Below are 23556 nucleotides of genomic sequence, written 5' to 3'. Positions count from 1 at the left end.
GTCCTTGAGTTAAAGTTCGTCTTCTGTACTTAAGGTTTTGCGGGGTGAGTTGTGGCCTACGATAGCTTGATGGTGTTTACCGGGAATGCTAATCCGAGATTGGCCGAGGATGTGGTGCGTCATCTGAATATCCATCTAGGGCGCGCAACGGTAGCACGCTTCTCGGATGGCGAAGTGATGGTTGAGTTACTGGAGCATGTGCGTGGCAAAGACGTGTTCGTGTTGCAATCGACTTGCGTGCCGACCAACGATAGCCTGATGGAAATCATGGTGATGGTCGATGCATTGCGCCGGGCATCGGCGGGCCGCATTACGGCCGCTATCCCGTATTTCGGCTACGCACGCCAGGATCGCCGTCCGCGTTCGGCGCGGGTTGCGATCACTGCCAAGGTGGTGGCGAACATGCTGACCGGTGCAGGTATCGATCGTTTGCTGACGATGGATTTGCACGCGGACCAGATTCAGGGCTTTTTTGATATCCCTGTAGATAATATTTATGCGTCGCCTATCCTGCTGGGTGATGTGTGGAAACAGTCCTATCCCGATCTGATTGTGGTGTCGCCGGACGTAGGCGGTGTAGTGCGCGCACGCGCGCTGGCAAAACGACTGGAATCGGATCTGGCGATTATCGACAAACGTCGCCCCAAGCCAAATGTGGCGAAGGTGATGAATATCATCGGTGATGTTGAAGGGCGTACCTGTATCATCATGGACGACATGGTTGATACCGCAAACACGCTGTGCGAAGCTGCTCAGGCGTTAAAAGATCGCGGAGCGAAGCGGGTGCTGGCTTACTGCACGCATCCGGTGTTATCGGGTACGGCCGTGCAGCGCATCAATCAATCGGCGTTGGACGAGCTGGTTGTGACCGATACGATTCCACTGCGAGAGGATGCGAAAGCCAGTCCGCGCATACGTCAATTGTCGGTAGCGGAGCTGTTGGCCGAGACCATGCGTCGGATCAGTAACGAAGACTCGGTCAGCTCTTTGTTCATGGAGTGATTTTTCGGTGGATGCGCAAGCATCCATCATGTGTTCATCGCCTGGTCGCGGGGATGAATTAACCTTGGGTTGCTTCAAAGTTGTCGCAGCCTTTTTAACTGGAGTAGAAAATGGAAGTAATCGCTCAAAAACGTGACGTACAGGGTAAGGGTGCGAGCCGCCGCCTGCGTCGTAGTGGCAAGACCCCAGGTGTTATCTATGGTGGTGATAAGCCGGCAGTCAATATCGAAGTGGATCATAACGCGCTTTATTACGCGTTGAAGCGCGAGTCGTTTCATGCGTCCGTGCTGACCATGAATCTGGATGGCGTCAAGGAAGCCGTGCTGTTGCGTGATTTTATCATGCACCCATTCCGCGTCGAAGTTCAGCACGTCGATTTTCAGCGCGTAGATAAAACCCATAAGATTCATGTCAGCGTGCCGTTGCATTTCATCAATGCCGATGTGGCGCCAGGTGTTAAATTGTCGGGTGGTAACGTTAGCCACATCATGACCGAACTCGATGTGTCCTGCTTGGTCGATAATCTGCCTGAATTCATTGAAGTGGACTTGTCTGACCTTGCCGCCGGCCATTCCATTCACGTTTCCGAATTGAAATTGCCTGCTGGTGTGGAAGCTGTTGCTGCTCACAAGGGTGAAAATCCTGCTGTGGCAACCATTGTCGTACCACGCGGTGTTGTCGCGGAAGAAGCGGCCGAGTAATCATCCCGGCCCATGACGGCGATACGGCTTATAGTGGGTTTGGGTAACCCGGGGCGTGATTATGCCCGGACGCGTCACAATGCGGGATTCTGGTGGTTAACACAATGTGCTGAAAATTTGCGCGTGGTGTTGAAGCCGGAGTCCCGTTTTTTTGGTGTGGCGGGTCGCGGTATGAATGCAGCGGAAATCAATCTTCTGATGCCGCAAACTTTCATGAATCTGAGTGGCAAATCGGTTGCAGCGCTGGCGCGATTTTATAAAATCGTACCTGATGAAATTCTGGTTGTTCACGATGAACTGGATTTGCCCCCGGGTGTGGCCCGATTAAAGCAAGGGGGCGGGCATGGTGGGCATAATGGTTTGAAAGATATTGCGGCGCAGTTGGGTTCGCCGCAATTCTGGCGGCTGCGTTTGGGTATCGGTCATCCCGGCCAAAAAAACGAAGTGGCAAACTACGTGCTTAATCCGCCTCGAACCGATGAGGCTGACTTGATCGAGTCAGTCATAATACAGAGTCTGGGTGTATTGCCAGAGATATTGCGCGGTGATTTTGCAGCCGCGATGCTTAAACTGCACACTAAAGCGTAATAATTATGAGTCTTAAATGCGGCATAGTTGGCTTGCCCAACGTCGGGAAATCTACCTTGTTCAATGCGCTGACGCGCGCCGGCATTGCAGCGGAGAATTATCCCTTCTGCACAATTGAGCCCAATACCGGTGTAGTTGAAGTGCCGGATCCGCGCATGGAGGTCTTGGCGCAAATCGTCAAGCCGGAGCGAACATTGCCGGCTATTGTTGAGTTTGTGGATATTGCGGGGCTGGTTGCGGGTGCTTCCAAGGGTGAAGGCCTGGGTAATCAGTTTCTGGCGAATATCCGTGAGACTGACGCGATCACGCACGTTGTGCGCTGCTTCCAGGATGATAACGTGGTGCACGTGGCGGGCAAGGTTGATCCGATTGCGGATATAGAAACGATACAGACCGAGCTGGCGCTTGCGGATCTGGCGACGCTGGAAAAGGCGTTGACGCGTTATCAGAAAACTGCGCGTTCGGGTGACAAGGAAGCGGTGAAAATGGTGGCGCTGATCGATTTGGTACGCGCTCATCTGGATACCGGAAAGCCTGTGTATGCGATGAATCTGGATAGCGATCAGCGGGATTTGCTCAAACCGCTGTGTCTGCTGACGGCGAAACCTGTGCTGTACACAGCCAACGTCGATGACAATGGATTTGAAAATAACCCGCTGCTCGACCGCGTGCGCACCTTTGCTGCTGCGGAGGGTGCGCCGGTAGTAGTGGTGTGCGCCGCGCTGGAAGCAGAAATGGTCGATATGGATGAGGCCGATAAGGCCATTTTTCTTGCGGATCTGGGGCAGACTGAACCTGGATTGAATCGTTTGATTCAGGCAGCATATAGTTTGCTTGGTCTGGAAACCTATTTTACTGCCGGCGTAAAGGAAGTGCGCGCCTGGACTATTCATAAAGGCAGTACCGCGCCCCAGGCGGCTGGCGTCATTCATACCGACTTTGAGCGCGGATTTATTCGTGCCGAAGTTATCGGTTATGATGATTTTGTAGCGTGCAAGGGTGAGCAAGGCGCAAAAGAAGCTGGGAAAATGCGACTTGAGGGCAAGGAGTATATTGTTCGCGATGGTGATGTGATGCATTTTCGATTTAATGTTTGACAAAATTCAAGCCATATAAGATAATGTTTGGCTTGTTTTGGAGGGGTTCCCGAGCGGTCAAAGGGATCAGACTGTAAATCTGACGGCTCTGCCTTCGAAGGTTCGAATCCTTCCCCCTCCACCAGAATTTGGGTTGTGTATGATGTTATGGATTGCGCATTCGCTCTGGTCCTGAAAGCATCATTCGGCAAGTGTTTGCGGGTGTAGCTCAATGGTAGAGCAGAAGTTTTCCAAACTTATGACGAGGGTTCGATTCCCTTCACCCGCTCCAGTTACTTTGCTCTAATGGGCTTTGGTAGTTTGGTAGTTAAAGTAAGTTGTACGCCCATGTAGCTCAGTGGTAGAGCACTCCCTTGGTAAGGGAGAGGCCACGTGTTCAATCCACGTCATGGGCACCAATTATTGATATTTTGTAGTCATCGTTTGGCTGAGAGGATATACATCATGGCAAAAGGCAAGTTTGAACGGACCAAGCCGCACGTAAACGTAGGCACGATTGGCCACGTTGACCACGGCAAGACCACGTTAACCGCAGCGATCACCACCATTTTGTCGAAGAAATTTGGTGGCGAAGCAAGGAACTACGCAGACATTGACTCTGCGCCGGAAGAAAAGGCGCGCGGTATTACCATCAACACCGCCCACGTTGAATACGAAACCGAAAAGCGCCACTACGCCCACGTGGACTGCCCAGGCCACGCCGACTATGTCAAGAACATGATCACCGGCGCAGCGCAAATGGACGGCGCCATTCTGGTGGTATCCGCAGCTGACGGCCCGATGCCGCAAACACGTGAGCACATCCTGCTGGCGCGCCAGGTAGGCGTGCCTTACATTATCGTCTACATGAACAAGGCGGACATGGTGGACGACGCAGAACTGCTCGAGCTGGTTGAAATGGAAATTCGTGAACTGCTCAGCAAATACGACTTCCCGGGTGACGATACTCCGATCATCACCGGCTCCGCACTGAAAGCCCTCGAAGGCGACCAGTCCGAAATCGGCGAACCCTCCATCTTCCGTCTGGCAGACGCACTGGACAGCTACATTCCAGATCCTGAGCGCGCAATCGACGGCACCTTCCTGATGCCGGTAGAAGACGTATTCTCCATCTCCGGTCGTGGTACCGTTGTGACTGGTCGTATCGAACGCGGCATTGTCAAAGTCGGCGAAGAAGTTGAAATCGTCGGCCTCAAGCCAACCCTCAAAACCACCTGTACCGGCGTCGAAATGTTCCGCAAGCTGCTCGATCAGGGTCAGGCAGGCGACAACGTCGGCGTACTGCTGCGCGGCACCAAGCGTGAAGAAGTCGAGCGCGGTCAAGTGCTGGCCAAGCCGGGTTCGATCAAGCCGCACACCAAATTCAGCGCAGAAATCTACGTGCTGTCCAAGGATGAAGGCGGTCGTCATACCCCGTTCTTCAACGGCTATCGCCCACAGTTCTACTTCCGTACCACCGACGTAACCGGTGCGGTTGAACTGCCGGCAGGCACTGAAATGGTAATGCCAGGCGACAACGTCTCGGTAACGGTAGCGCTGATTGCGCCTATCGCTATGGAAGACGGCCTGCGTTTCGCGATTCGCGAAGGTGGCCGTACCGTTGGTGCAGGTGTGGTTGCCAAAATTATTGAGTAATTGAAGCAATGTTCGGGGTTGCTTGCGAGAGGCGAGGTCTCTTGCAAGCAAGCCCGATATGTTTTTTAATAGGCCAGTAGCTCAATTGGCAGAGTATCGGTCTCCAAAACCGAGGGTTGGGGGTTCGAGGCCCTCCTGGCCTGCCAAATTTAACGGGAGTGTGACCGTCTTGCTGTTAAAAGTAAGTCTCACAGGGTTCAGATGACCGAAAAAATCAAATTGCTGGCTGCTGCGCTGATGGTAATTGCGGGCATGGCCGGCTTTTATTATTTCTCAGAGAGTGCTGCTGTAATCCGGTTGGCTGTGGTGCTGGGCGGTGTAATTGCTGCAATAGCTATACTTTGGTATACCCAGCTGGGTCAAAGTTTCTTTGCTTTTTCGCAGGATTCGGTGACTGAAGCGCGTAAAGTGGTATGGCCGACTCGTAAGGAAACAATGCAGACAACCGGTATCGTGTTTGTATTCGTCGTAGTAATGGCATTGTTCCTGTGGTTTGTTGATGCGGGTTTGTTATGGGCTGTTAAATTGCTGATGGGGCGGAGTGATACATGAGTAAACGCTGGTATGTAGTGCACGCCTATTCTGGCTTCGAAAAAACGGTTCAGCGCACCCTGCTGGAGCGCATCGAACGTGCGGGCATGCAGGATAAGTTCGGTCAGATTCTGGTGCCTGTAGAAGAAGTTATTGAAATGAAGGGTGGGCAAAAGTCCATATCCGAGCGCAAATTCTTTCCGGGCTATGTGCTGGTCGAAATGGAAATGAATGACGAGACATGGCATTTGATTAAAGATACGCCAAAAGTAACGGGATTCGTAGGTGGTACGGCAATGAAGCCTACCCCGATAAGCACAAAAGAAGTTGATGCGATTCTGCATCAAATTCAAGAAGGTGTCGAGAAACCTCGGCCCAAGATACTGTTTGAAGTGGGTGAATCGGTACGTGTAATCGATGGTCCATTTAACGATTTCAACGGTAATGTAGAAGAAGTTAATTACGATAAGAGCAAGTTGCGGGTGTCCGTGCTTATTTTCGGTCGCGCAACGCCGGTTGAATTGGATTTTGGTCAGGTGGAAAAAACCTGATGTTGTAGCAGGAAGGCAAACCCGATGGCGTGCATCCTGTAATTCACGGGGAGGGTCGGTGAGTATTTTTCGCGAGATCCGTTATTACCCATTTTAAGGAGAAACTCTAGTGGCAAAGAAAATCGTTGGCTACGTTAAGCTGCAAGTCCCGGCTGGTAAAGCAAACCCCAGCCCCCCCATTGGCCCTGCGTTAGGTCAGCGCGGTCTGAATATCATGGAATTTTGTAAGGCATTTAATGCCCAAACCCAAGGTCTGGAGCCTGGTTTGCCAATTCCGGTAGTAATTACTGCATATGCAGACAAGAGCTTCACGTTTGTGATGAAGACGCCGCCTGCGACCATTCTGATCAAGAAGGCTGCTGGTATACAAAAAGGCAGTCCTAAGCCGCATACCGACAAGGTGGGCAAATTAACGCGCGCTCAAGCAGAAGATATTGCCAAAGCGAAAATGCCTGACTTGACTGCTGCGGATATGGATGCGGCAGTTAAGACCATTGCCGGCAGTGCACGCAGTATGGGTATTGAAGTGGAGGGTGCATAAATGGCTAAACTGTCTAAGCGCCAACAAGCGATCAGCGCAAAAATTGATCGTACCAAATTATACGCTGTAAACGATGCGTTGAATTTGATTAAGGAAACTGCGACTGCAAAATTTGACGAGTCAGTTGACGTTGCTGTCAATCTGGGTATCGATGCACGTAAATCCGATCAATTGGTTCGTGGTTCAGTAGTGCTGCCGCGGGGTACCGGCAAGACCGTACGCGTTGCGGTGTTTGCACAGGGCGAGGCTGCAAAAGCCGCATTGGAAGCTGGTGCGGATATTGTCGGTTTTGACGATCTGGCAGCTGAAATTAAAGGCGGTCGCATGGATTTTGATGTGGTTATTGCCAGTCCGGATGCGATGCGCGTTGTCGGACAGCTGGGTCAGGTACTCGGTCCTCGCGGTTTGATGCCTAACCCTAAGGTGGGTACGGTTACTCCGGACGTGGCCAACGCAGTTAAGAATGCGCGCGCAGGTCAGGTGCAATACCGTACAGACAAAGGCGGCATCGTGCAATGTACTATCGGCCGTGCATCGTTTGACGCTGATGCACTGCGCGAAAACCTTGCCGCATTGGTGGATGCTTTGAATAAAGCGCGACCTACTACTGCCAAGGGTGTGTACATGAAAAAAATATCGGTATCAAGCACTATGGGTGTGGGTATTCGGATTGATGGTAATAGTATCGCTCAATAAGTCAATGTCGCTCGAAAGACGATTTGGCCTATAGGCAAAAAGCACTTTGGGCTGTTGATATTTCGGTATCGGCAGGTTGTCAAAGACCGTTGGGGTTTGGTGATTCATTCTGGTTGCCAAATTTAATCTGTTGTTCCCGGCAATTGCCGGGAATTTCACTCCCAACGCAGATGGCGTTCCCTGAAACAGGATAAGCTTTTGCATAGCAATGGTACTCCTGATGAAAGGTCGCCGACTCTCGGGCGTTACCGGGGTTTCTCCCCTGGTGACATTCGGTGTTAATAGAAGGAGGTAAGACCTTGAGTCTGAATCTAGAGGAAAAGAAAGCAGTTGTAGCTGAGTTGGCTGAAGAGCTGGTTGGCGCACAAACTATCGTTGTCGCCGAATACCGTGGCATGGAAGTTGTGGGCATGACTGGCTTGCGCGCAAAGGCGCGTGCTAACGGGGTGTATCTGCGTGTGTTGAAAAACACATTGGTTCGTCGCGCTGTAGCCGGAACTGCCTTTGAAGGCCTGACTGAGCAATTGGTTGGTCCCTTGCTTTATGGTATTTCCAAGGATCCAGTCGCAGCGGCCAAAGTGCTTGCTGATTTCGCCAAAACCAACGACAAGTTGGTGATCAAGGCGGGCGCAATGCCTAATTTCGTGATGAATGCAAAAGACGTCGCGAACTTGGCCAATATGCCTAGCCGCGATGAGTTGCTGGCGAAACTGATGGGCACCATGCAAGCCCCCGTTGCAAAATTTGTGCGTACGCTTAATGAAGTTCCGACCAAGTTTGTGCGTGGTTTGGCTGCAGTCCGCGATAAGCAGGCAGCATAAACCCGACAGCACGTTAATTGTGTTGTGATATTTTTACTTTTCAATCAGGAGAATTACTATGGCTTTATCCAAAGCTGATATTTTAGATGCTATTGCTAACATGACCGTGCTTGATCTGTCTGAACTGATCAAGGAAATGGAAGAGAAATTTGGCGTTTCTGCAGCCGCTGCTGTCGCTGTCGCTGCTGCTCCAGCTGCTGGCGGAGCTGGTGCTGCTGTTGAAGAAAAAACCGAATTTGACGTGATCCTGACGGGCGCTGGCGATAACAAAGTCAACACCATTAAGGTTGTTCGCACCATTACCGGTCTGGGCTTGAAAGAAGCTAAAGATCTGGTTGACGGCGCACCGAAAGCAGTTAAAGAAGGTGTTGCTAAAGCCGAAGCTGAATCAATTCAAAAGCAATTGGTTGAAGCTGGCGCAACTTGCGAAATTAAGTAAGTTTGCCTTTCTGTCATTACCTGGGCCTGGCTCGGGTAATGCAGAAAACATAAGACAGCGGTGCAACATTCAGCTGTCCGTTGTCTTTTGTCTTCTGCGCAGGTCCCTCTAGGAGATTCCATGAGCTATTCTTTCACCGAGAAAAAACGCATCCGTAAAAGTTTTGCAAAACGTGCAAACATTCTCCAGGTGCCTTTCTTGTTGGCAACACAAATCGATTCGTTTCGTGCTTTTTTACAGGAAGATGTCGCGCCTGAGAATCGTGCAAATGAAGGTTTGCAGGCAGCATTTTCGTCAATATTTCCCATTGCCAGCCACTCTGGTAATGCCAAGCTTGATTTCGTTAGCTATGTGCTGGGAGAACCAGCATTCGACATGGTGGAATGTCAGCAACGTGGTCTGACCTATGCTTCGCCTTTGCGTGCAAAAGTTCGCTTGACGATTATGGATCGTGAGGCATCCAAGCCGACTGTGAAAGAAGTCAAAGAGCAGGAAGTGTATATGGGTGAGATGCCCCTGATGACACCTACCGGTTCATTTATTATCAATGGCACGGAACGTGTTATCGTTTCCCAATTGCATCGCTCGCCTGGCGTCTTTTTTGAGCATGACCGCGGTAAAACGCACAGCTCCGGAAAACTGTTGTTCTCTGCCCGTATCATTCCTTATCGGGGCTCCTGGCTGGATTTTGAATTCGATGCAAAAGACTACCTCTATTTCCGTATCGACCGTCGTCGAAAAATGCCGGTCAGTACCCTGCTGAAATCGCTGGGTTACAGTAATGAGCAGATTCTGTCCGAATTTTTTACCACCGATTCGTTCCAGCTGAATGAGAAAGTAATTCGTTTCGAATTGGTGCCTGATCGTATGCGTGGCGAGATCGCCCGTTTTGATATTGTCGACAAGACAGGCGCAGTTATTGTGCCAAAAGACAAGCGCATTACTGTCAAGCATATTCGCCTGATGCAGGAATCGGGGTTGACGCAGATTGCTGTGCCAGAAGATTTTCTGATGGGCCGAGTATTGGCGAAGACTGTCATCGATACTGCTACCGGCGAAGTCATTGCCAATGCAAACGATGAAATAACCGAAACATTGCTGGCCAAGCTGGTGGATGCCAAGGTTGAGCAGCTCAATACGCTGTATGTCAACGACCTGGATCAGGGTGCCTACATATCCGCTACCTTGCGCACGGACGATACGCCGGATCAATATGCTGCACGCGTTGCAATCTATCGAATGATGCGTCCGGGCGAGCCGCCTACGGAGGAATCGGTTGAAGCACTGTTTGCTGGCTTGTTCTTCAGTGAAGAGCGTTACGATTTGTCGGCTGTGGGCCGCATGAAATTCAATCGTCGTATCGGACGCGATGAGCTGGAAGGTTCGGCTGTACTGTCGACTGAGGACATTGTTTCCGTTATCAAGATTCTGGTTGAGTTGCGTAACGGCCGCGGCGAGATTGACGATATCGATCACCTGGGTAACCGGCGTGTTCGCAGCGTGGGTGAATTGGCCGAGAATCAATTTCGTGCCGGATTGGTGCGTGTCGAGCGTGCGGTCAAGGAGCGTCTGTCGCAAGCGGAATCAGAAAATCTGATGCCGCACGATTTGATCAATGCGAAACCGGTTTCGGCAGCGATCAAGGAATTCTTTGGTTCCAGCCAGCTGTCGCAGTTTATGGATCAGACCAATCCATTGTCCGAGATCACGCACAAGCGTCGTGTATCGGCCTTGGGTCCTGGCGGCTTGACGCGCGAACGTGCCGGTTTTGAGGTGCGTGACGTACATCCTACCCACTATGGACGGGTTTGCCCGATTGAAACACCGGAAGGTCCGAACATCGGTCTGATCAACTCTCTGGCCTTGTTTGCGCAAACCAATAAATACGGCTTTCTGGAAACGCCATACCGCAAAGTGGAAGCGGGCAAGGTTACCGACAAGATCGAATACCTGTCGGCAATCGAAGAAAGCAAATATGTCATTGCACAGGCTAACGCCGAGCTGGATGGCGAAGGTCGTTTCACCAGCGAGATCGTGTCTTGCCGCTTCAAGAACGAATTCGAACTGGCCAGCCCGGAACGCATTGAATACATGGACGTGGCGCCTTCCCAGATCGTTTCGGTAGCGGCATCATTAATCCCGTTCCTGGAGCACGACGATGCGAACCGCGCACTGATGGGTTCGAATATGCAACGTCAGGCTGTTCCATGCTTGCGCGCTGAAAAATCATTGGTAGGTACCGGTATTGAGCGTACTGCGGCAGTGGACTCGGGCACTACCGTGCAAGCGCGTCGCGGCGGTGTGGTGGATTATGTCGATGCAGGCCGTGTCGTGGTTCGCGTCAATGACGATGAAACCAAGGTAGGTGAAGTTGGCGTTGACATCTACACGCTGATTAAATATACGCGTTCCAACCAGAACACCAATATTAACCAGCGTCCCCTGGTAAAAGTCGGCGACAGGCTTGCACGCGGCGATGTGATCGCTGACGGCGCATCTACCGACATGGGTGAATTGGCACTTGGCCAGAACCTGCTGGTTGCGTTCATGCCGTGGAACGGTTTCAACTTCGAGGATTCGATTCTGATTTCGGAGAAAGTCGTTGCCGATGACCGCTATACTTCGATTCATATCGAAGAACTGACAGTTGTCGCCCGCGATACCAAGCTCGGTGCGGAAGAGATTACCCGCGATATTTCCAATCTGTCCGAGCGCATGTTAGGTCGCCTGGATGATTCGGGTATCTGCTACATAGGCGCGGAAGTCGAAGCGGGCGATGTGCTAGTGGGTAAAGTGACGCCGAAAGGCGAAACCCAGCTGACGCCGGAAGAAAAACTGCTGCGTGCCATCTTCGGTGAAAAAGCCTCGGATGTTAAGGATACCTCGTTGCGCGTACCCTCAGGTATGGCCGGCACGGTGATTGATGTTCAGGTGTTCACCCGTGAGGGTATCGAACGCGATGCACGCGCCAAGCAGATCATTGAAGATCAATTGGCCGAATACAAGAAGGATATGGCCGATCGTATGCGTATCGTTGAGAACGATACGTTTGCTCGCTTGCAGCGTCTGGTGCTGAATAAAGTTGCCAAAGGCGGTCCGAAAAAGCTGGCCAAAGACAGTGTGGTTACGCAGGACTATCTGGATAGCAATAACCGTCACGACTGGTTTGACATCCGCCTGGCCGATGACGAATCCAGTCGTCAGATGGAGTCGCTAAAGGACAGTCTCGATCAGAAGCGTCTGGAATTTGACGCCATGTTCGAAGAGAAAAAGAAAAAATTGACTGCGGGCGACGAATTGCAGCCAGGCGTGCAAAAAATGGTCAAGGTCTATGTTGCGGTCAAGCGTCGCTTGCAGCCGGGTGACAAAATGGCCGGTCGTCACGGTAACAAGGGTGTGGTATCCAAGATCGTGCCAATCGAAGATATGCCTTTCACTGCAGATGGTACCCCTATGGATATCGTGTTGAATCCGCTGGGCGTACCTTCGCGTATGAACGTCGGTCAGATATTGGAAACCCATCTGGGTTGGGCCGCAAAGGGTCTGGGCAAAAAGATAGACGAAATGTTGCAGGCACAGAAACATGTGTCGGAAGTGCGCGAATTCCTGACCAAGATCTATAACTCGACCGGCAAGCAGGAAGATATCGCCAGTTTCAGCGATGATGAAGTGATCGAATTGGCGCGGAACCTGCGGCAAGGCGTACCATTCGCAACACCGGTATTCGACGGCGCGGCAGAGGAAGAGATCAAATCTATGCTGGAGTTGGCCGGTTTGCCGCGCAGCGGACAGATCACCCTGTTTGACGGCCGTACGGGCGAAGCGTTTGACCGTAAAGTCACGGTCGGCTACATGCACGTACTGAAACTGCATCACCTGGTGGACGACAAGATGCATGCGCGGTCTACCGGACCTTACAGTCTGGTCACGCAGCAGCCATTGGGCGGTAAAGCGCAGTTCGGTGGTCAGCGTTTCGGTGAGATGGAAGTCTGGGCGCTGGAAGCCTATGGCGCGTCGTACATCCTGCAGGAAATGTTGACAGTTAAGTCTGATGACGTGAATGGTCGTACCAAGGTCTATGAGAACATCGTTAAGGGTGAGCATAAGATTGATGCAGGTATGCCAGAGTCTTTCAACGTGTTGGTGAAAGAAATCCGTTCCTTGGCAATTGATATTGATCTCGAGCGTTATTGATGCGATGAGGGGTGATTGGCGCGCCCCTCTGTTGCTCGCGCCTCATTGGAGAGAACTATGAAAGCATTGCTCGACTTATTTAAACAAGTCACTCAAGAAGAAGAATTTGACGCGATCAAGATTGGTCTTGCGTCGCCGGAGAAAATCCGTACCTGGTCTTATGGCGAAGTCAAAAAGCCGGAGACCATCAACTATCGCACCTTTAAACCGGAGCGCGATGGTTTGTTCTGTGCCAAGATATTTGGTCCGGTGAAAGACTACGAATGCTTGTGCGGCAAGTACAAGCGCCTGAAGCACCGTGGCGTAATCTGCGAAAAATGTGGTGTAGAAGTAACCTTGTCGAAGGTGCGCCGTGAACGCATGGGCCATATTGAGCTGGCCAGCCCGGTCGCGCACATCTGGTTCCTCAAGTCGTTGCCTTCGCGTTTGGGTATGGTGCTGGATATGACATTGCGCGATATTGAACGCGTACTGTATTTCGAGGCATATGTGGTGACCGACCCAGGTATGACGCCATTGAATCGTTCACAATTGCTGACTGAGGATGATTACCTCGCCAAGGTCGAAGAATACGGTGATGAATTCAAGGCCAGTATGGGTGCGGAAGGCGTGCGCGAGCTGCTGAAGAGTATCGATATCGTGACCGAGGTGGAAACCATTCGTGCCGATATGGCAAAGACGGGTTCCGATACCAAGATCAAGAAGCTGGCCAAGCGCCTGAAGGTGATCGAAGCATTCCAGAAATCCGGTATCAAACCTGAATGGATGGTGCTGGAAGTGTTGCCAGTATTGCCGCCGGAATTGCGTCCTCTGGTACCTTTGGACGGCGGTCGTTTTGCGACATCGGATCTGAATGATTTGTATCGCCGTGTGATTAACCGTAACAACCGTCTGAAGCGTTTGCTAGAACTGAAAGCGCCAGAAATCATCGTGCGTAATGAAAAGCGCATGCTGCAGGAAGCGGTTGATTCGTTATTGGACAACGGTCGTCGCGGCAAGGCTATGACCGGCGCGAACAAGCGTCCGCTTAAATCCCTGGCTGATATGATCAAAGGCAAGGGCGGTCGTTTCCGTCAGAACTTGCTGGGCAAGCGTGTCGATTATTCGGGGCGTTCCGTTATCGTTGTGGGCCCGCAGTTGCGCTTGCATCAGTGCGGCTTGCCTAAGAAGATGGCGCTTGAGCTGTTCAAGCCGTTCATTTTCCACAAGCTTGAAGTCATGGGTCTGGCAACGACGATCAAAGCAGCGAAGCGTATGGTGGAAACGGAAGAGCCGGTGGTCTGGGATATTCTGGAAGACGTCATCCGTGAACATCCGGTTATGCTGAACCGTGCGCCGACCCTGCATCGCCTGGGTATCCAGGCGTTTGAGCCTATCCTGATCGAAGGCAAGGCGATCCAGTTGCATCCTCTTGTTTGTGCGGCATTTAACGCCGACTTCGACGGCGACCAGATGGCAGTGCACGTACCGTTATCACTGGAAGCGCAAATGGAAGCGCGGACGTTGATGCTGGCATCCAACAACGTGCTGTCGCCGGCAAACGGCGAGCCGATTATTGTGCCGTCGCAGGATATTGTGCTTGGCTTGTATTACATGACCCGCGAAAAAGTGAACGCAGTGGGCGAAGGCATGATGTTTGCCGACGTGGACGAAGTGTCACGTGCTTATGAATCGCGCCAAGCTGAGCTGAATGCAAAAGTGACTGTGCGGATCAAGGAAGCTTATTACGACGAGCAGGGCGAACGTGCGGAGAAATTGACCCGCTACGAAACCACTGTCGGTCGTGCACTGCTGTCCGAGATTCTGCCTATCGGCTTGTCGTTTACCCACGTCAACAAGATATTGAAGAAGAAAGAAATTTCCAAGCTGATTAACGTGAGCTTCCGTCGTTGCGGTTTGCGCGAAACGGTTATTCTGGCAGACAAGCTGATGTACACCGGTTTCACGTACGCTACCCGCGGCGGTATGTCGATTTGCGTGGACGACATGCTGGTGCCTACACAAAAACACGACATCATCAGCGCTTCCGAGAAAGAAGTGCAGGAAATCGAGGCGCAGTACACATCAGGTCTGGTTACACAAGGCGAGCGTTATAACAAGGTTGTTGACATCTGGGGTCGCGCAGGCGATCAGGTAGCGAAAGCGATGATGACACAGCTTGGTAGCGAACCTGTTGTCACGCGCGACGGAGTCGCAACCACGCAGGAATCCTTTAACGCTATCTATATGATGGCGGATTCCGGCGCACGGGGTTCCGCTGCCCAGATTCGTCAGCTGGCAGGTATGCGTGGTCTGATGGCAAAACCTGACGGTTCCATCATTGAAACACCGATCACTGCGAATTTCCGCGAAGGTTTGAACGTTCTGCAGTACTTCATTTCGACTCACGGTGCGCGTAAAGGCCTGGCTGATACGGCATTGAAAACGGCTAACTCCGGTTATCTGACCCGGCGTCTGGTCGACGTGACCCAGGATCTGGTAGTGATTGAAGATGATTGCGGAACGCGTGAAGGCCTGGTGCTAAAAGCCCTGGTCGAAGGTGGTGAAGTTATCGAGCCGTTGCGCGAGCGCGTGTTGGGGCGTGTTACTGCGCTGGATCTGATTCACCCTGAAACCGGCGAAACCGTTATTGAAGCAGGCGTCATGCTTGACGAGAATATGGTCGAGAAAATCGAAGCGCTGGATATCGATGAAGTCAAAGTCAGAACTGCCTTGACCTGTGACACCCGCTACGGCTTGTGCGCAAAATGCTATGGACGCGATTTGGGTCGCGGCTATCTGGTTAATGTGGGTGAGGCCGTCGGTGTAATCGCAGCGCAATCCATCGGTGAGCCGGGTACTCAGCTCACCATGCGCACCTTCCACATCGGTGGTGCTGCATCGCGTTCGGCTGCTGCAAGTCAGCTTGAATCGAAATCAGCCGGCGTTGCAACCTATAGTACTGCGATGCGTTATGTGACCAGCGCCAAGGGCGAAGCGATTGCGATTGCGCGTAGCGGCGAGATTATCATCATCGGTGACAACGGTCGTGAGCGTGAGCGGCACAAAGTGCCTTACGGCGCTACCTTGACGGTTAAGGATGGCGACAAGATCAAGGCTGGTCAGGTGATGGCGATGTGGGATCCGCATACGCGCCCTATCATCACCGAGTACGCAGGTCGTGTCCGCTTCGAGAACGTTGAAGAAGGTGCTACCGTTGCCAAACAAATCGATGATGTGACCGGTTTGTCGACTCTGGTGGTTATCGATCCGAAGCGTCGCGTGGGTGCCGCAAGCAAAGGCTTGCGGCCTCAGGTCAAGCTGCTGGATGAAAACGGCATGGAAATCAAGGTTGCAGCCACTCAAATGCCGGTTAATATTACTTTCCAGATCGGTTCCATTATCACGGTCAAGGATGGTCAGGAAGTGGGTGTCGGTGAAGTACTTGCGCGTATTCCCCAAGAGTCGTCCAAGACTCGCGATATTACCGGCGGTTTGCCGCGTGTGGCGGAGTTGTTCGAGGCGCGTTCACCGAAAGATGCCGGTGTGCTGGCACCAGTCACGGGAACGGTTTCGTTCGGCAAGGATACCAAAGGCAAGCAGCGCCTGGTGATTACCGACCTGGATGGAATGGCGCACGAGTATCTGATTCCAAAAGAGAAACACGTAACTGCACACGATGGTCAGGTAGTGAATAAAGGTGAAATGATCGTGGACGGTCCAGTGGATCCGCACGATATACTTGCACTGAAAGGTGTTGAGGCGCTGTCGCGATATATTACTGATGAAGTCCAAGACGTTTACCGTTTGCAGGGTGTGAAGATTAACGATAAGCACATTGAGGTTATCGTACGCCAAATGCTTCGCCGTGTTAGTGTGGTCGATGCAGGCGATACCAAGTTCATACAAGGCGAGCAGGTCGAGCGTGCAGAGTTGCTGATCGAAAATGAACGAGTGCTGGCCGAAGGGAAAGAGCCCGCAACCTTTGATTATGTGCTTCTCGGTATTACCAAAGCTTCTCTGTCGACGGATTCGTTCATATCGGCGGCATCATTCCAGGAGACGACGCGGGTGTTGACGGAAGCTGCAATCATGGGCAAGAAAGACGAACTGCGCGGCTTGAAAGAAAACGTCATTGTTGGTCGGTTAATCCCGGCAGGTACAGGATTGGCTTATCACAATACACGCAGGATGCAAAAACTGGGTCTCGATATGGCAACTGAATCGGACATTTTTGAAGCACCGGAAGCAGTAGATAGTGAGCAGTCTGCTTGACACTGTATCAGTAAGCCTATAAAATCCATCGTCTTTTTTACCGACTTTGGATTCTGTCGGTAATTGTTAGTGTTTATGTGATGGTGAATGCGCCATCACGCAGTATTAAGTGGCTCTTAATTCAGAGCTATGCGCAAAATTAAATTGGGAAACGAGATAGTATGCCTACAATCAATCAGCTGGTGCGTAAACCGCGCGCCGCAAAGCGCGTGAATAGTAAAGTGCCAGCGCTTGAGGCTTGTCCTCAAAAGCGTGGTGTATGTACGCGTGTTTACACCACTACACCTAAAAAACCAAACTCGGCATTGCGTAAAGTGGCGCGTGTACGGTTAACCAATGGTTTTGAGGTGAGTAGTTATATCGGTGGTGAAGGTCACAACCTGCAAGAGCACTCGGTCGTGTTAATTCGCGGTGGTCGTGTCAAGGATTTGCCAGGTGTTCGTTATCATACCGTTCGCGGTAGTCTGGATACGGCTGGTGTTAAAGATCGTAAACAGAGCCGTTCCAAGTACGGTGCTAAACGGCCTAAGAAAGCCTAATTTTGGCTTTTAATTGGTGTTGAGTTGCGGTAAAAGCGCGACGCGCGCCGTAACCCTGCATTAAGCAGCATTAGAGAGGTAATTATGCCAAGACGTAGAGAAGTTCCTAAACGCGATGTGTTGCCGGATCCAAAGTTTGGAAGCCAGGATGTCGCTAAGTTCGTTAATGTATTGATGTCAAGCGGTAAGAAGTCGGTTGCCGAGCGCATTATTTATGGTGCGTTTGAACAGATTGGCCAAAAAACAGGTAAGGATCCGATTGAAATTTTTACACTTGCTTTAAGCAATGTGCGTCCGGTAGTTGAGGTAAAAAGCCGTCGTGTAGGTGGTGCTAACTACCAGGTGCCGGTGGAGGTTCGTCCAACTCGACGTTCTGCACTGGCTATGCGCTGGTTGAAAGAAGCTGCGCGTAAGCGTGGCGAGAAATCCATGGGCATTCGTTTGGCGGGCGAATTGATGGATGCGGCTGAAGGGCGTGGCGGCGCAATGAAAAAACGTGACGAAGTGCATCGCATGGCCGAAGCAAACAAGGCATTCTCGCATTTCCGTTTCTAATATCAATCAATAGACTGGCGCATTCGCGCCAGCACTAACTGGGTAGTAAATAAAGTGGCACGCAAAACTCCTATTGAACGTTACCGTAATATTGGTATCAGCGCACATATTGACGCTGGTAAAACTACGACTACAGAACGCATCCTGTATTACACCGGTGTTTCCCATAAAATTGGCGAAGTGCATGACGGTGCTGCGACCATGGACTGGATGGAGCAGGAACAGGAGCGGGGTATTACCATTACTTCTGCGGCTACCACTTGTTTCTGGAAGGGGATGGAGAATAACTATCCAGAGCATCATATCAATATTATCGATACCCCGGGCCACGTTGACTTTACTATCGAGGTTGAGCGCTCCATGCGAGTGCTGGACGGCGCGTGCATGGTTTACTGTGCGGTGGGTGGCGTTCAGCCGCAGTCCGAAACTGTTTGGCGTCAGGCAAACAAATACGGTGTACCGCGTCTCGCATTTGTGAACAAGATGGATCGTACCGGCGCGAATTTCCTTAAAGTGTACGATCAGATGCGTACACGGCTTAAGGCAAACGTTGTGCCTATACAATTGCCTATCGGTTCTGAAGATAAGTTCGAAGGTGTGGTTGATCTGGTAAAGATGAAAGCAATTTACTGGGACGATTCCACTCAGGGCATGAAGTTTGAAGAGCGCGACATTCCTGCTGATATGCAGGCTGAATGCGCCTCTTGGCGTGAGAAGATGGTTGAAGCCGCGGCGGAGGCTACCGAAGAGTTGATGAACAAATACCTCGAAGAGGGGGATTTGTCCGCTGCAGAAATCAAGACGGCGTTGCGTGCTCGAACTATTGCAAGTGAAATCATGCCTATGTTGTGTGGTTCTGCGTTCAAGAACAAGGGTGTTCAGGCAATGCTGGATGCGGTTATCGATTACTTGCCATCGCCAATGGACATTCCGGCTGTAAAGGGCGAGTTGGAAGACGGCAGTGCTGGTGAACGCAAAGCGGAAGATAGCGAGCCATTTGCTGCATTGGCATTCAAGATCATGACCGATCCATTTGTCGGTCAGCTGATTTTCTTCCGCGTATATTCAGGCACGATGAATTCGGGTGATACCATTTATAACCCGATTAAAGGCAAAAAAGAACGTATTGGCCGCATTCTGCAGATGCATGCGAACCAGCGCGCTGAAATCAAGGAGGTTCGCGCTGGCGATATCGCTGCAGCAGTGGGCTTGAAAGAAGCGACCACCGGCGACACTTTGTGCGATCTGAATAAGACGATTATTCTTGAACGCATGATATTCCCTGAGCCGGTTATTCACGTCGCGGTAGAACCTAAAACCAAGGCTGACCAGGAAAAGATGGGTATGGCGCTGAATCGTCTTGCACAAGAAGATCCTTCATTCCGAGTGCGTACTGATGAAGAATCCGGCCAAACCATTATTTCCGGTATGGGCGAATTGCACCTTGAGATTCTGGTTGACCGGATGCGCCGCGAATTCGGTGTTGAAGCTAACGTTGGTGCGCCTCAGGTTGCATATCGAGAAGCTATCAGGAAACCTGTTGAGGTCGAAGGTAAATTCGTCAAGCAGTCCGGTGGTAAGGGTCAGTACGGTCACGTGTGGCTCAAGATGGAGCCCAACGAGACTGGCAAGGGCTTTGAATTCGTCGATGCGATTAAGGGCGGTACGGTTCCTCGCGAATTTATCCCAGCAGTTGAAAAAGGTTTGCGTGAGACATTGCCGAACGGCGTGCTGGCAGGCTTCCCGGTTGTCGACGTGAAGGTTACCTTGTTTGACGGTTCATATCACGATGTGGACTCGAACGAAAATGCGTTCAAAATGGCCGCTTCCATGGGTTTCAAAGACGGTATGCGCAAAGCGAGTCCGGTTCTGCTTGAGCCTATGATGGCCGTAGAAGTGGAGACGCCGGAAGACTACATGGGTGATGTGATGGGTGATCTTTCGTCTCGTCGCGGCATGATTCAGGGTATGGATGATACTCCTAGTGGGAAAGTCATTAAATGTGAAGTGCCTTTGGCAGAGATGTTTGGTTATTCCACGACGCTGCGCTCGATGAGTCAGGGGCGCGCTACATACAGCATGGAATTCAAACACTATTCCGAAGCACCTAAGAACGTGGCTGAAGCTATTATCAACAAAAAATAACGTCAGAATTTAAAGGATATACATCATGGCAAAAGGCAAGTTTGAACGGACCAAGCCGCACGTAAACGTAGGCACGATTGGCCACGTTGACCACGGCAAGACCACGTTAACCGCAGCGATCACCACCATTTTGTCGAAGAAATTTGGTGGCGAAGCAAGGAACTACGCAGACATTGACTCTGCGCCGGAAGAAAAGGCGCGCGGTATTACCATCAACACCGCCCACGTTGAATACGAAACCGAAAAGCGCCACTACGCCCACGTGGACTGCCCAGGCCACGCCGACTATGTCAAGAACATGATCACCGGCGCAGCGCAAATGGACGGCGCCATTCTGGTGGTATCCGCAGCTGACGGCCCGATGCCGCAAACACGTGAGCACATCCTGCTGGCGCGCCAGGTAGGCGTGCCTTACATTATCGTCTACATGAACAAGGCGGACATGGTGGACGACGCAGAACTGCTCGAGCTGGTTGAAATGGAAATTCGTGAACTGCTCAGCAAATACGACTTCCCGGGTGACGATACTCCGATCATCACCGGCTCCGCACTGAAAGCCCTCGAAGGCGACCAGTCCGAAATCGGCGAACCCTCCATCTTCCGTCTGGCAGACGCACTGGACAGCTACATTCCAGATCCTGAGCGCGCAATCGACGGCACCTTCCTGATGCCGGTAGAAGACGTATTCTCCATCTCCGGTCGTGGTACCGTTGTGACTGGTCGTATCGAACGCGGCATTGTCAAAGTCGGCGAAGAAGTTGAAATCGTCGGCCTCAAGCCAACCCTCAAAACCACCTGTACCGGCGTCGAAATGTTCCGCAAGCTGCTCGATCAGGGTCAGGCAGGCGACAACGTCGGCGTACTGCTGCGCGGCACCAAGCGTGAAGAAGTCGAGCGCGGTCAAGTGCTGGCCAAGCCGGGTTCGATCAAGCCGCACACCAAATTCAGCGCAGAAATCTACGTGCTGTCCAAGGATGAAGGCGGTCGTCATACCCCGTTCTTCAACGGCTATCGCCCACAGTTCTACTTCCGTACCACCGACGTAACCGGTGCGGTTGAACTGCCGGCAGGCACTGAAATGGTAATGCCAGGCGACAACGTCTCGGTAACGGTAGCGCTGATTGCGCCTATCGCTATGGAAGACGGCCTGCGTTTCGCGATTCGCGAAGGTGGCCGTACCGTTGGTGCAGGTGTGGTTGCCAAAATTATTGAGTAAGATGTACTTGCCATAAACCTGAAAGGGCGGTATAATTCCGCCCTTTCGTATTTGATGCTCCGCTCTTTAAGGTATTGTGATGAAAAACCAAAAAATTCGTATTCGTCTCAAGGCGTTCGATTATCGTCTGATAGATCAATCCGCACTTGAGATTGTGGAAACGGCTAAGCGCACAGGCGCTGTTGTTAAAGGTCCAGTCCCTCTGCCTACATCGATCGAGCGCTTTGATGTGCTGCGCTCGCCACACGTCAACAAGACGTCGCGTGACCAATTCGAAATTCGTACCCATTTGCGTTTGATGGATATTATCGATCCTACAGACAAAACTGTGGATGCTTTGATGAAGCTGGATTTGCCGGCTGGTGTCGAGGTTGAAATCAAGGTTTAAGTTTTACCGCGCCAAGACGGTTTTCTTGGGGATAAAAATGCTGGTCAATTGAAATCAGCGCCTTTTTGTTAAGGAAAGAAAAATGAGTTTAGGACTCGTCGGTCGTAAGATTGGCATGACCCGTCTCTTTGCCGAGGATGGAAGTACTATCCCTGTCACAGTGCTGGATGTGTCAAACAACCGCGTTACTCAAGTTAAGACGCCTGAAACTGATGGTTATTCAGCGGTTCAGGTTGCTTTTGGGGCGCGTCGTGCTTCACGTGTGAATAAATCAGCTGCAGGGCATCTGGCGAAAGCTGGTGTTGAAGCAGGCGAGATTCAAAAGGAGTTTCGCCTTGCGTCTGCCGATTTGGCATCGCTGGCAGCCGGTAGTGTAATCAGTGTTGAAATATTCCAGGCTGGCCAACTGGTTGATGTTACCGGAACGACCCAGGGTAAGGGTTTCTCTGGCGTAATCAAGCGCCATCACTTTTCCTCGAATCGTGCTAGCCACGGTAACTCGCGTTCGCATAATACCCCTGGTTCCATTGGTCAGGCTCAGGATCCTGGTCGTGTGTTCCCTGGCAAGCGTATGGCTGGTCAGTTGGGCGCGGTGCAGCGCACTGTGCAGAAGCTTGAGGTGGTCCGCATTGATACGGAGCGTCAATTGATTCTGGTCAAGGGTGCGGTTCCGGGCTCTAAAGGTGGTCATGTGGTTGTGCGTCCAAGCGTGAAGGTAGGTGCATAATGGAACTCAAAATTATTAACGAACAGGGTCAGGATGCTAGCAGTCTTGTTGCGTCCGACGCATTGTTTGGTCGCGAATTTAACGAAGCCTTGGTGCATCAGGTGGTTACGGCTTATATGGCCAATGCGCGTAGCGGCAATCGCGCGCAAAAAGACCGCGAAATGGTCAAGCACAGTACCAAGAAACCATGGCGTCAAAAAGGTACCGGCCGTGCTCGTTCAGGTATGACTTCAAGCCCGATCTGGCGTGGCGGTGGTCGTGCATTTCCTAACAGCCCTGATGAGAATTTCTCGCAAAAAGTTAACCGTAAAATGTATCGTGCTGGTCTGGCTTCGATCTTCTCGAAACTGGTTAGCGAAGGTCGGTTATCGGTAGTTGATTCTTTAGTGGTTGATGCGCCAAAAACCAAGTTGCTGGCCAATAAGCTAAAAGGCATGGGTTTTTCGGATCGTGTCATGATCGTTACGGATAATCTGGATGATAATCTCTGGATGTCGTCGCGTAATTTACCAAATGTATTGATCGTTGAGCCGCGCCATATTGATCCCGTAAGCATGGTTCGTTATGGTCGTGTGCTGATGACCAGCGCAGCGGTCAAGATGGTTGAGGAGATGTTGGCATGAGTACAGCAAAATATAATGATGCGCGCCTGCTTCAAATCATCTTGGCTCCGCAAATCTCTGAAAAGAGCACTTACGTTGCGGACAAGCATGAGCAGGTTATCTTCCGTGTAACGCCGGATGCTACCAAGCCTGAAATCAAGGCTGCAGTGGAGCTGTTGTTCAAGGTGGAAGTTAATAGCGTTCAGATTGCAAATGTTAAAGGTAAGCAAAAGCGCTTTGGTCGTTTTATGGGTCGCCGTAGCGATTGGAAAAAAGCCTTTGTTTGCCTGAAACCTGGGCAAGAGATCAATTTCGCGGCTGGCCAGTAGGAGTA

At 51.5% G+C, this 23556-nt stretch carries 21 protein-coding genes and 4 tRNA genes; all 25 read left to right on the top strand.

All coding sequences use genetic code 11. The features are described 5' to 3' along the window. Positions 1-51: 51 nt before the first annotated feature. The 25 genes from CAP31_RS12275 (at position 52) to rplW (ending at position 23551) form a co-directional block, all read left to right on the top strand. The gene (locus CAP31_RS12275; protein ID WP_087447797.1) at positions 52-1002 is read left to right on the top strand and encodes a ribose-phosphate pyrophosphokinase; all 951 of its coding nucleotides are present in this window, start codon (positions 52-54) and stop codon (positions 1000-1002) included. Between the two features lie 110 nt (positions 1003-1112). Further along, a complete protein-coding gene (locus CAP31_RS12270; RefSeq protein ID WP_087447796.1) occupies positions 1113-1703 on the top strand; it encodes a 50S ribosomal protein L25/general stress protein Ctc in 591 nt (196 codons plus the stop codon). 12 nt (positions 1704-1715) lie between these two features. After that, positions 1716-2291 (top strand): aminoacyl-tRNA hydrolase, encoded by a 576-nt coding sequence (pth, locus tag CAP31_RS12265; protein ID WP_087447795.1) that lies wholly within the window; start codon positions 1716-1718, stop codon positions 2289-2291. 5 nt (positions 2292-2296) lie between these two features. After that, the gene (gene ychF / locus CAP31_RS12260; RefSeq protein ID WP_087447794.1) at positions 2297-3388 is read left to right on the top strand and encodes a redox-regulated ATPase YchF; all 1092 of its coding nucleotides are present in this window, start codon (positions 2297-2299) and stop codon (positions 3386-3388) included. 39 nt (positions 3389-3427) lie between these two features. Next, a tRNA-Tyr gene (locus CAP31_RS12255) sits at positions 3428-3512 on the top strand. Positions 3513-3585: 73 nt separating this feature from the next. Then, a tRNA-Gly gene (locus tag CAP31_RS12250) sits at positions 3586-3659 on the top strand. A 52-nt stretch (positions 3660-3711) separates the two neighbouring features. Then, positions 3712-3786, top strand: a tRNA-Thr gene (locus CAP31_RS12245). Between the two features lie 46 nt (positions 3787-3832). Next, positions 3833-5023 carry an elongation factor Tu gene (tuf, locus tag CAP31_RS12240; RefSeq protein ID WP_087447782.1) on the top strand — a complete coding sequence of 397 codons (1191 nt, stop codon included), beginning with the start codon at positions 3833-3835 and terminating at the stop codon, positions 5021-5023. Positions 5024-5093: 70 nt separating this feature from the next. Then, positions 5094-5169, top strand: a tRNA-Trp gene (locus tag CAP31_RS12235). A 55-nt stretch (positions 5170-5224) separates the two neighbouring features. After that, positions 5225-5575 carry a preprotein translocase subunit SecE gene (gene secE / locus CAP31_RS12230; RefSeq protein ID WP_087447793.1) on the top strand — a complete coding sequence of 117 codons (351 nt, stop codon included), beginning with the start codon at positions 5225-5227 and terminating at the stop codon, positions 5573-5575. Beyond that, positions 5572-6105, top strand: a complete 534-nt coding sequence (gene nusG, locus CAP31_RS12225; RefSeq protein WP_087447792.1) for a transcription termination/antitermination protein NusG — start codon at positions 5572-5574, stop codon at positions 6103-6105. Before secE ends, nusG begins: the two co-directional genes overlap by 4 nt. A gap of 109 nt (positions 6106-6214) precedes the next feature. Beyond that, positions 6215-6646, top strand: a complete 432-nt coding sequence (gene rplK, locus CAP31_RS12220) for a 50S ribosomal protein L11 (RefSeq protein WP_087447791.1) — start codon at positions 6215-6217, stop codon at positions 6644-6646. Continuing rightward, the gene (gene rplA / locus CAP31_RS12215; RefSeq protein ID WP_087447790.1) at positions 6647-7342 is read left to right on the top strand and encodes a 50S ribosomal protein L1; all 696 of its coding nucleotides are present in this window, start codon (positions 6647-6649) and stop codon (positions 7340-7342) included. Positions 7343-7641: 299 nt separating this feature from the next. After that, on the top strand, positions 7642-8163 hold the full coding sequence (gene rplJ, locus CAP31_RS12210) for a 50S ribosomal protein L10 (protein WP_087447789.1): 522 nt from the start codon (positions 7642-7644) through the stop codon (positions 8161-8163). 58 nt (positions 8164-8221) lie between these two features. Continuing rightward, positions 8222-8602 (top strand): 50S ribosomal protein L7/L12, encoded by a 381-nt coding sequence (gene rplL / locus CAP31_RS12205; RefSeq protein WP_087447788.1) that lies wholly within the window; start codon positions 8222-8224, stop codon positions 8600-8602. A gap of 120 nt (positions 8603-8722) precedes the next feature. After that, positions 8723-12796, top strand: a complete 4074-nt coding sequence (rpoB, locus tag CAP31_RS12200; protein ID WP_087447787.1) for a DNA-directed RNA polymerase subunit beta — start codon at positions 8723-8725, stop codon at positions 12794-12796. Positions 12797-12853: 57 nt separating this feature from the next. Next, positions 12854-17050 carry a DNA-directed RNA polymerase subunit beta' gene (gene rpoC, locus CAP31_RS12195; RefSeq protein WP_087447786.1) on the top strand — a complete coding sequence of 1399 codons (4197 nt, stop codon included), beginning with the start codon at positions 12854-12856 and terminating at the stop codon, positions 17048-17050. 161 nt (positions 17051-17211) lie between these two features. Next, positions 17212-17589, top strand: coding sequence for a 30S ribosomal protein S12 (gene rpsL, locus CAP31_RS12190; protein ID WP_087447785.1), 378 nt, complete (start codon positions 17212-17214; stop codon positions 17587-17589). An 84-nt stretch (positions 17590-17673) separates the two neighbouring features. Continuing rightward, complete coding sequence (rpsG, locus tag CAP31_RS12185; RefSeq protein ID WP_087447784.1) at positions 17674-18144, top strand: 30S ribosomal protein S7; 471 nt, start codon at positions 17674-17676, stop codon at positions 18142-18144. 54 nt (positions 18145-18198) lie between these two features. Beyond that, complete coding sequence (gene fusA / locus CAP31_RS12180) at positions 18199-20289, top strand: elongation factor G (RefSeq protein ID WP_087447783.1); 2091 nt, start codon at positions 18199-18201, stop codon at positions 20287-20289. Positions 20290-20314: 25 nt separating this feature from the next. After that, positions 20315-21505 (top strand): elongation factor Tu, encoded by a 1191-nt coding sequence (tuf, locus tag CAP31_RS12175; protein WP_087447782.1) that lies wholly within the window; start codon positions 20315-20317, stop codon positions 21503-21505. Between the two features lie 79 nt (positions 21506-21584). After that, positions 21585-21893, top strand: a complete 309-nt coding sequence (rpsJ, locus tag CAP31_RS12170; RefSeq protein WP_087447781.1) for a 30S ribosomal protein S10 — start codon at positions 21585-21587, stop codon at positions 21891-21893. 82 nt (positions 21894-21975) lie between these two features. Beyond that, positions 21976-22620, top strand: coding sequence for a 50S ribosomal protein L3 (rplC, locus tag CAP31_RS12165; RefSeq protein ID WP_087447780.1), 645 nt, complete (start codon positions 21976-21978; stop codon positions 22618-22620). Further along, a complete protein-coding gene (gene rplD, locus CAP31_RS12160) occupies positions 22620-23243 on the top strand; it encodes a 50S ribosomal protein L4 (protein ID WP_087447779.1) in 624 nt (207 codons plus the stop codon). Before rplC ends, rplD begins: the two co-directional genes overlap by 1 nt. After that, positions 23240-23551: a 50S ribosomal protein L23 gene (gene rplW / locus CAP31_RS12155; RefSeq protein ID WP_087447778.1), complete on the top strand. Its 312-nt coding sequence runs from the start codon at positions 23240-23242 to the stop codon at positions 23549-23551. The genes rplD and rplW overlap by 4 nt, the downstream gene beginning before the upstream one ends. Positions 23552-23556 lie beyond the last annotated feature (5 nt).

This window comes from Sulfuriferula sp. AH1, from assembly GCF_002162035.1.
In the GTDB taxonomy this organism is placed as follows: domain Bacteria; phylum Pseudomonadota; class Gammaproteobacteria; order Burkholderiales; family Sulfuriferulaceae; genus Sulfuriferula.
Note: the sequence above shows the minus strand (reverse complement) of the source record. Positions and strands in the feature narration are given on the sequence as shown.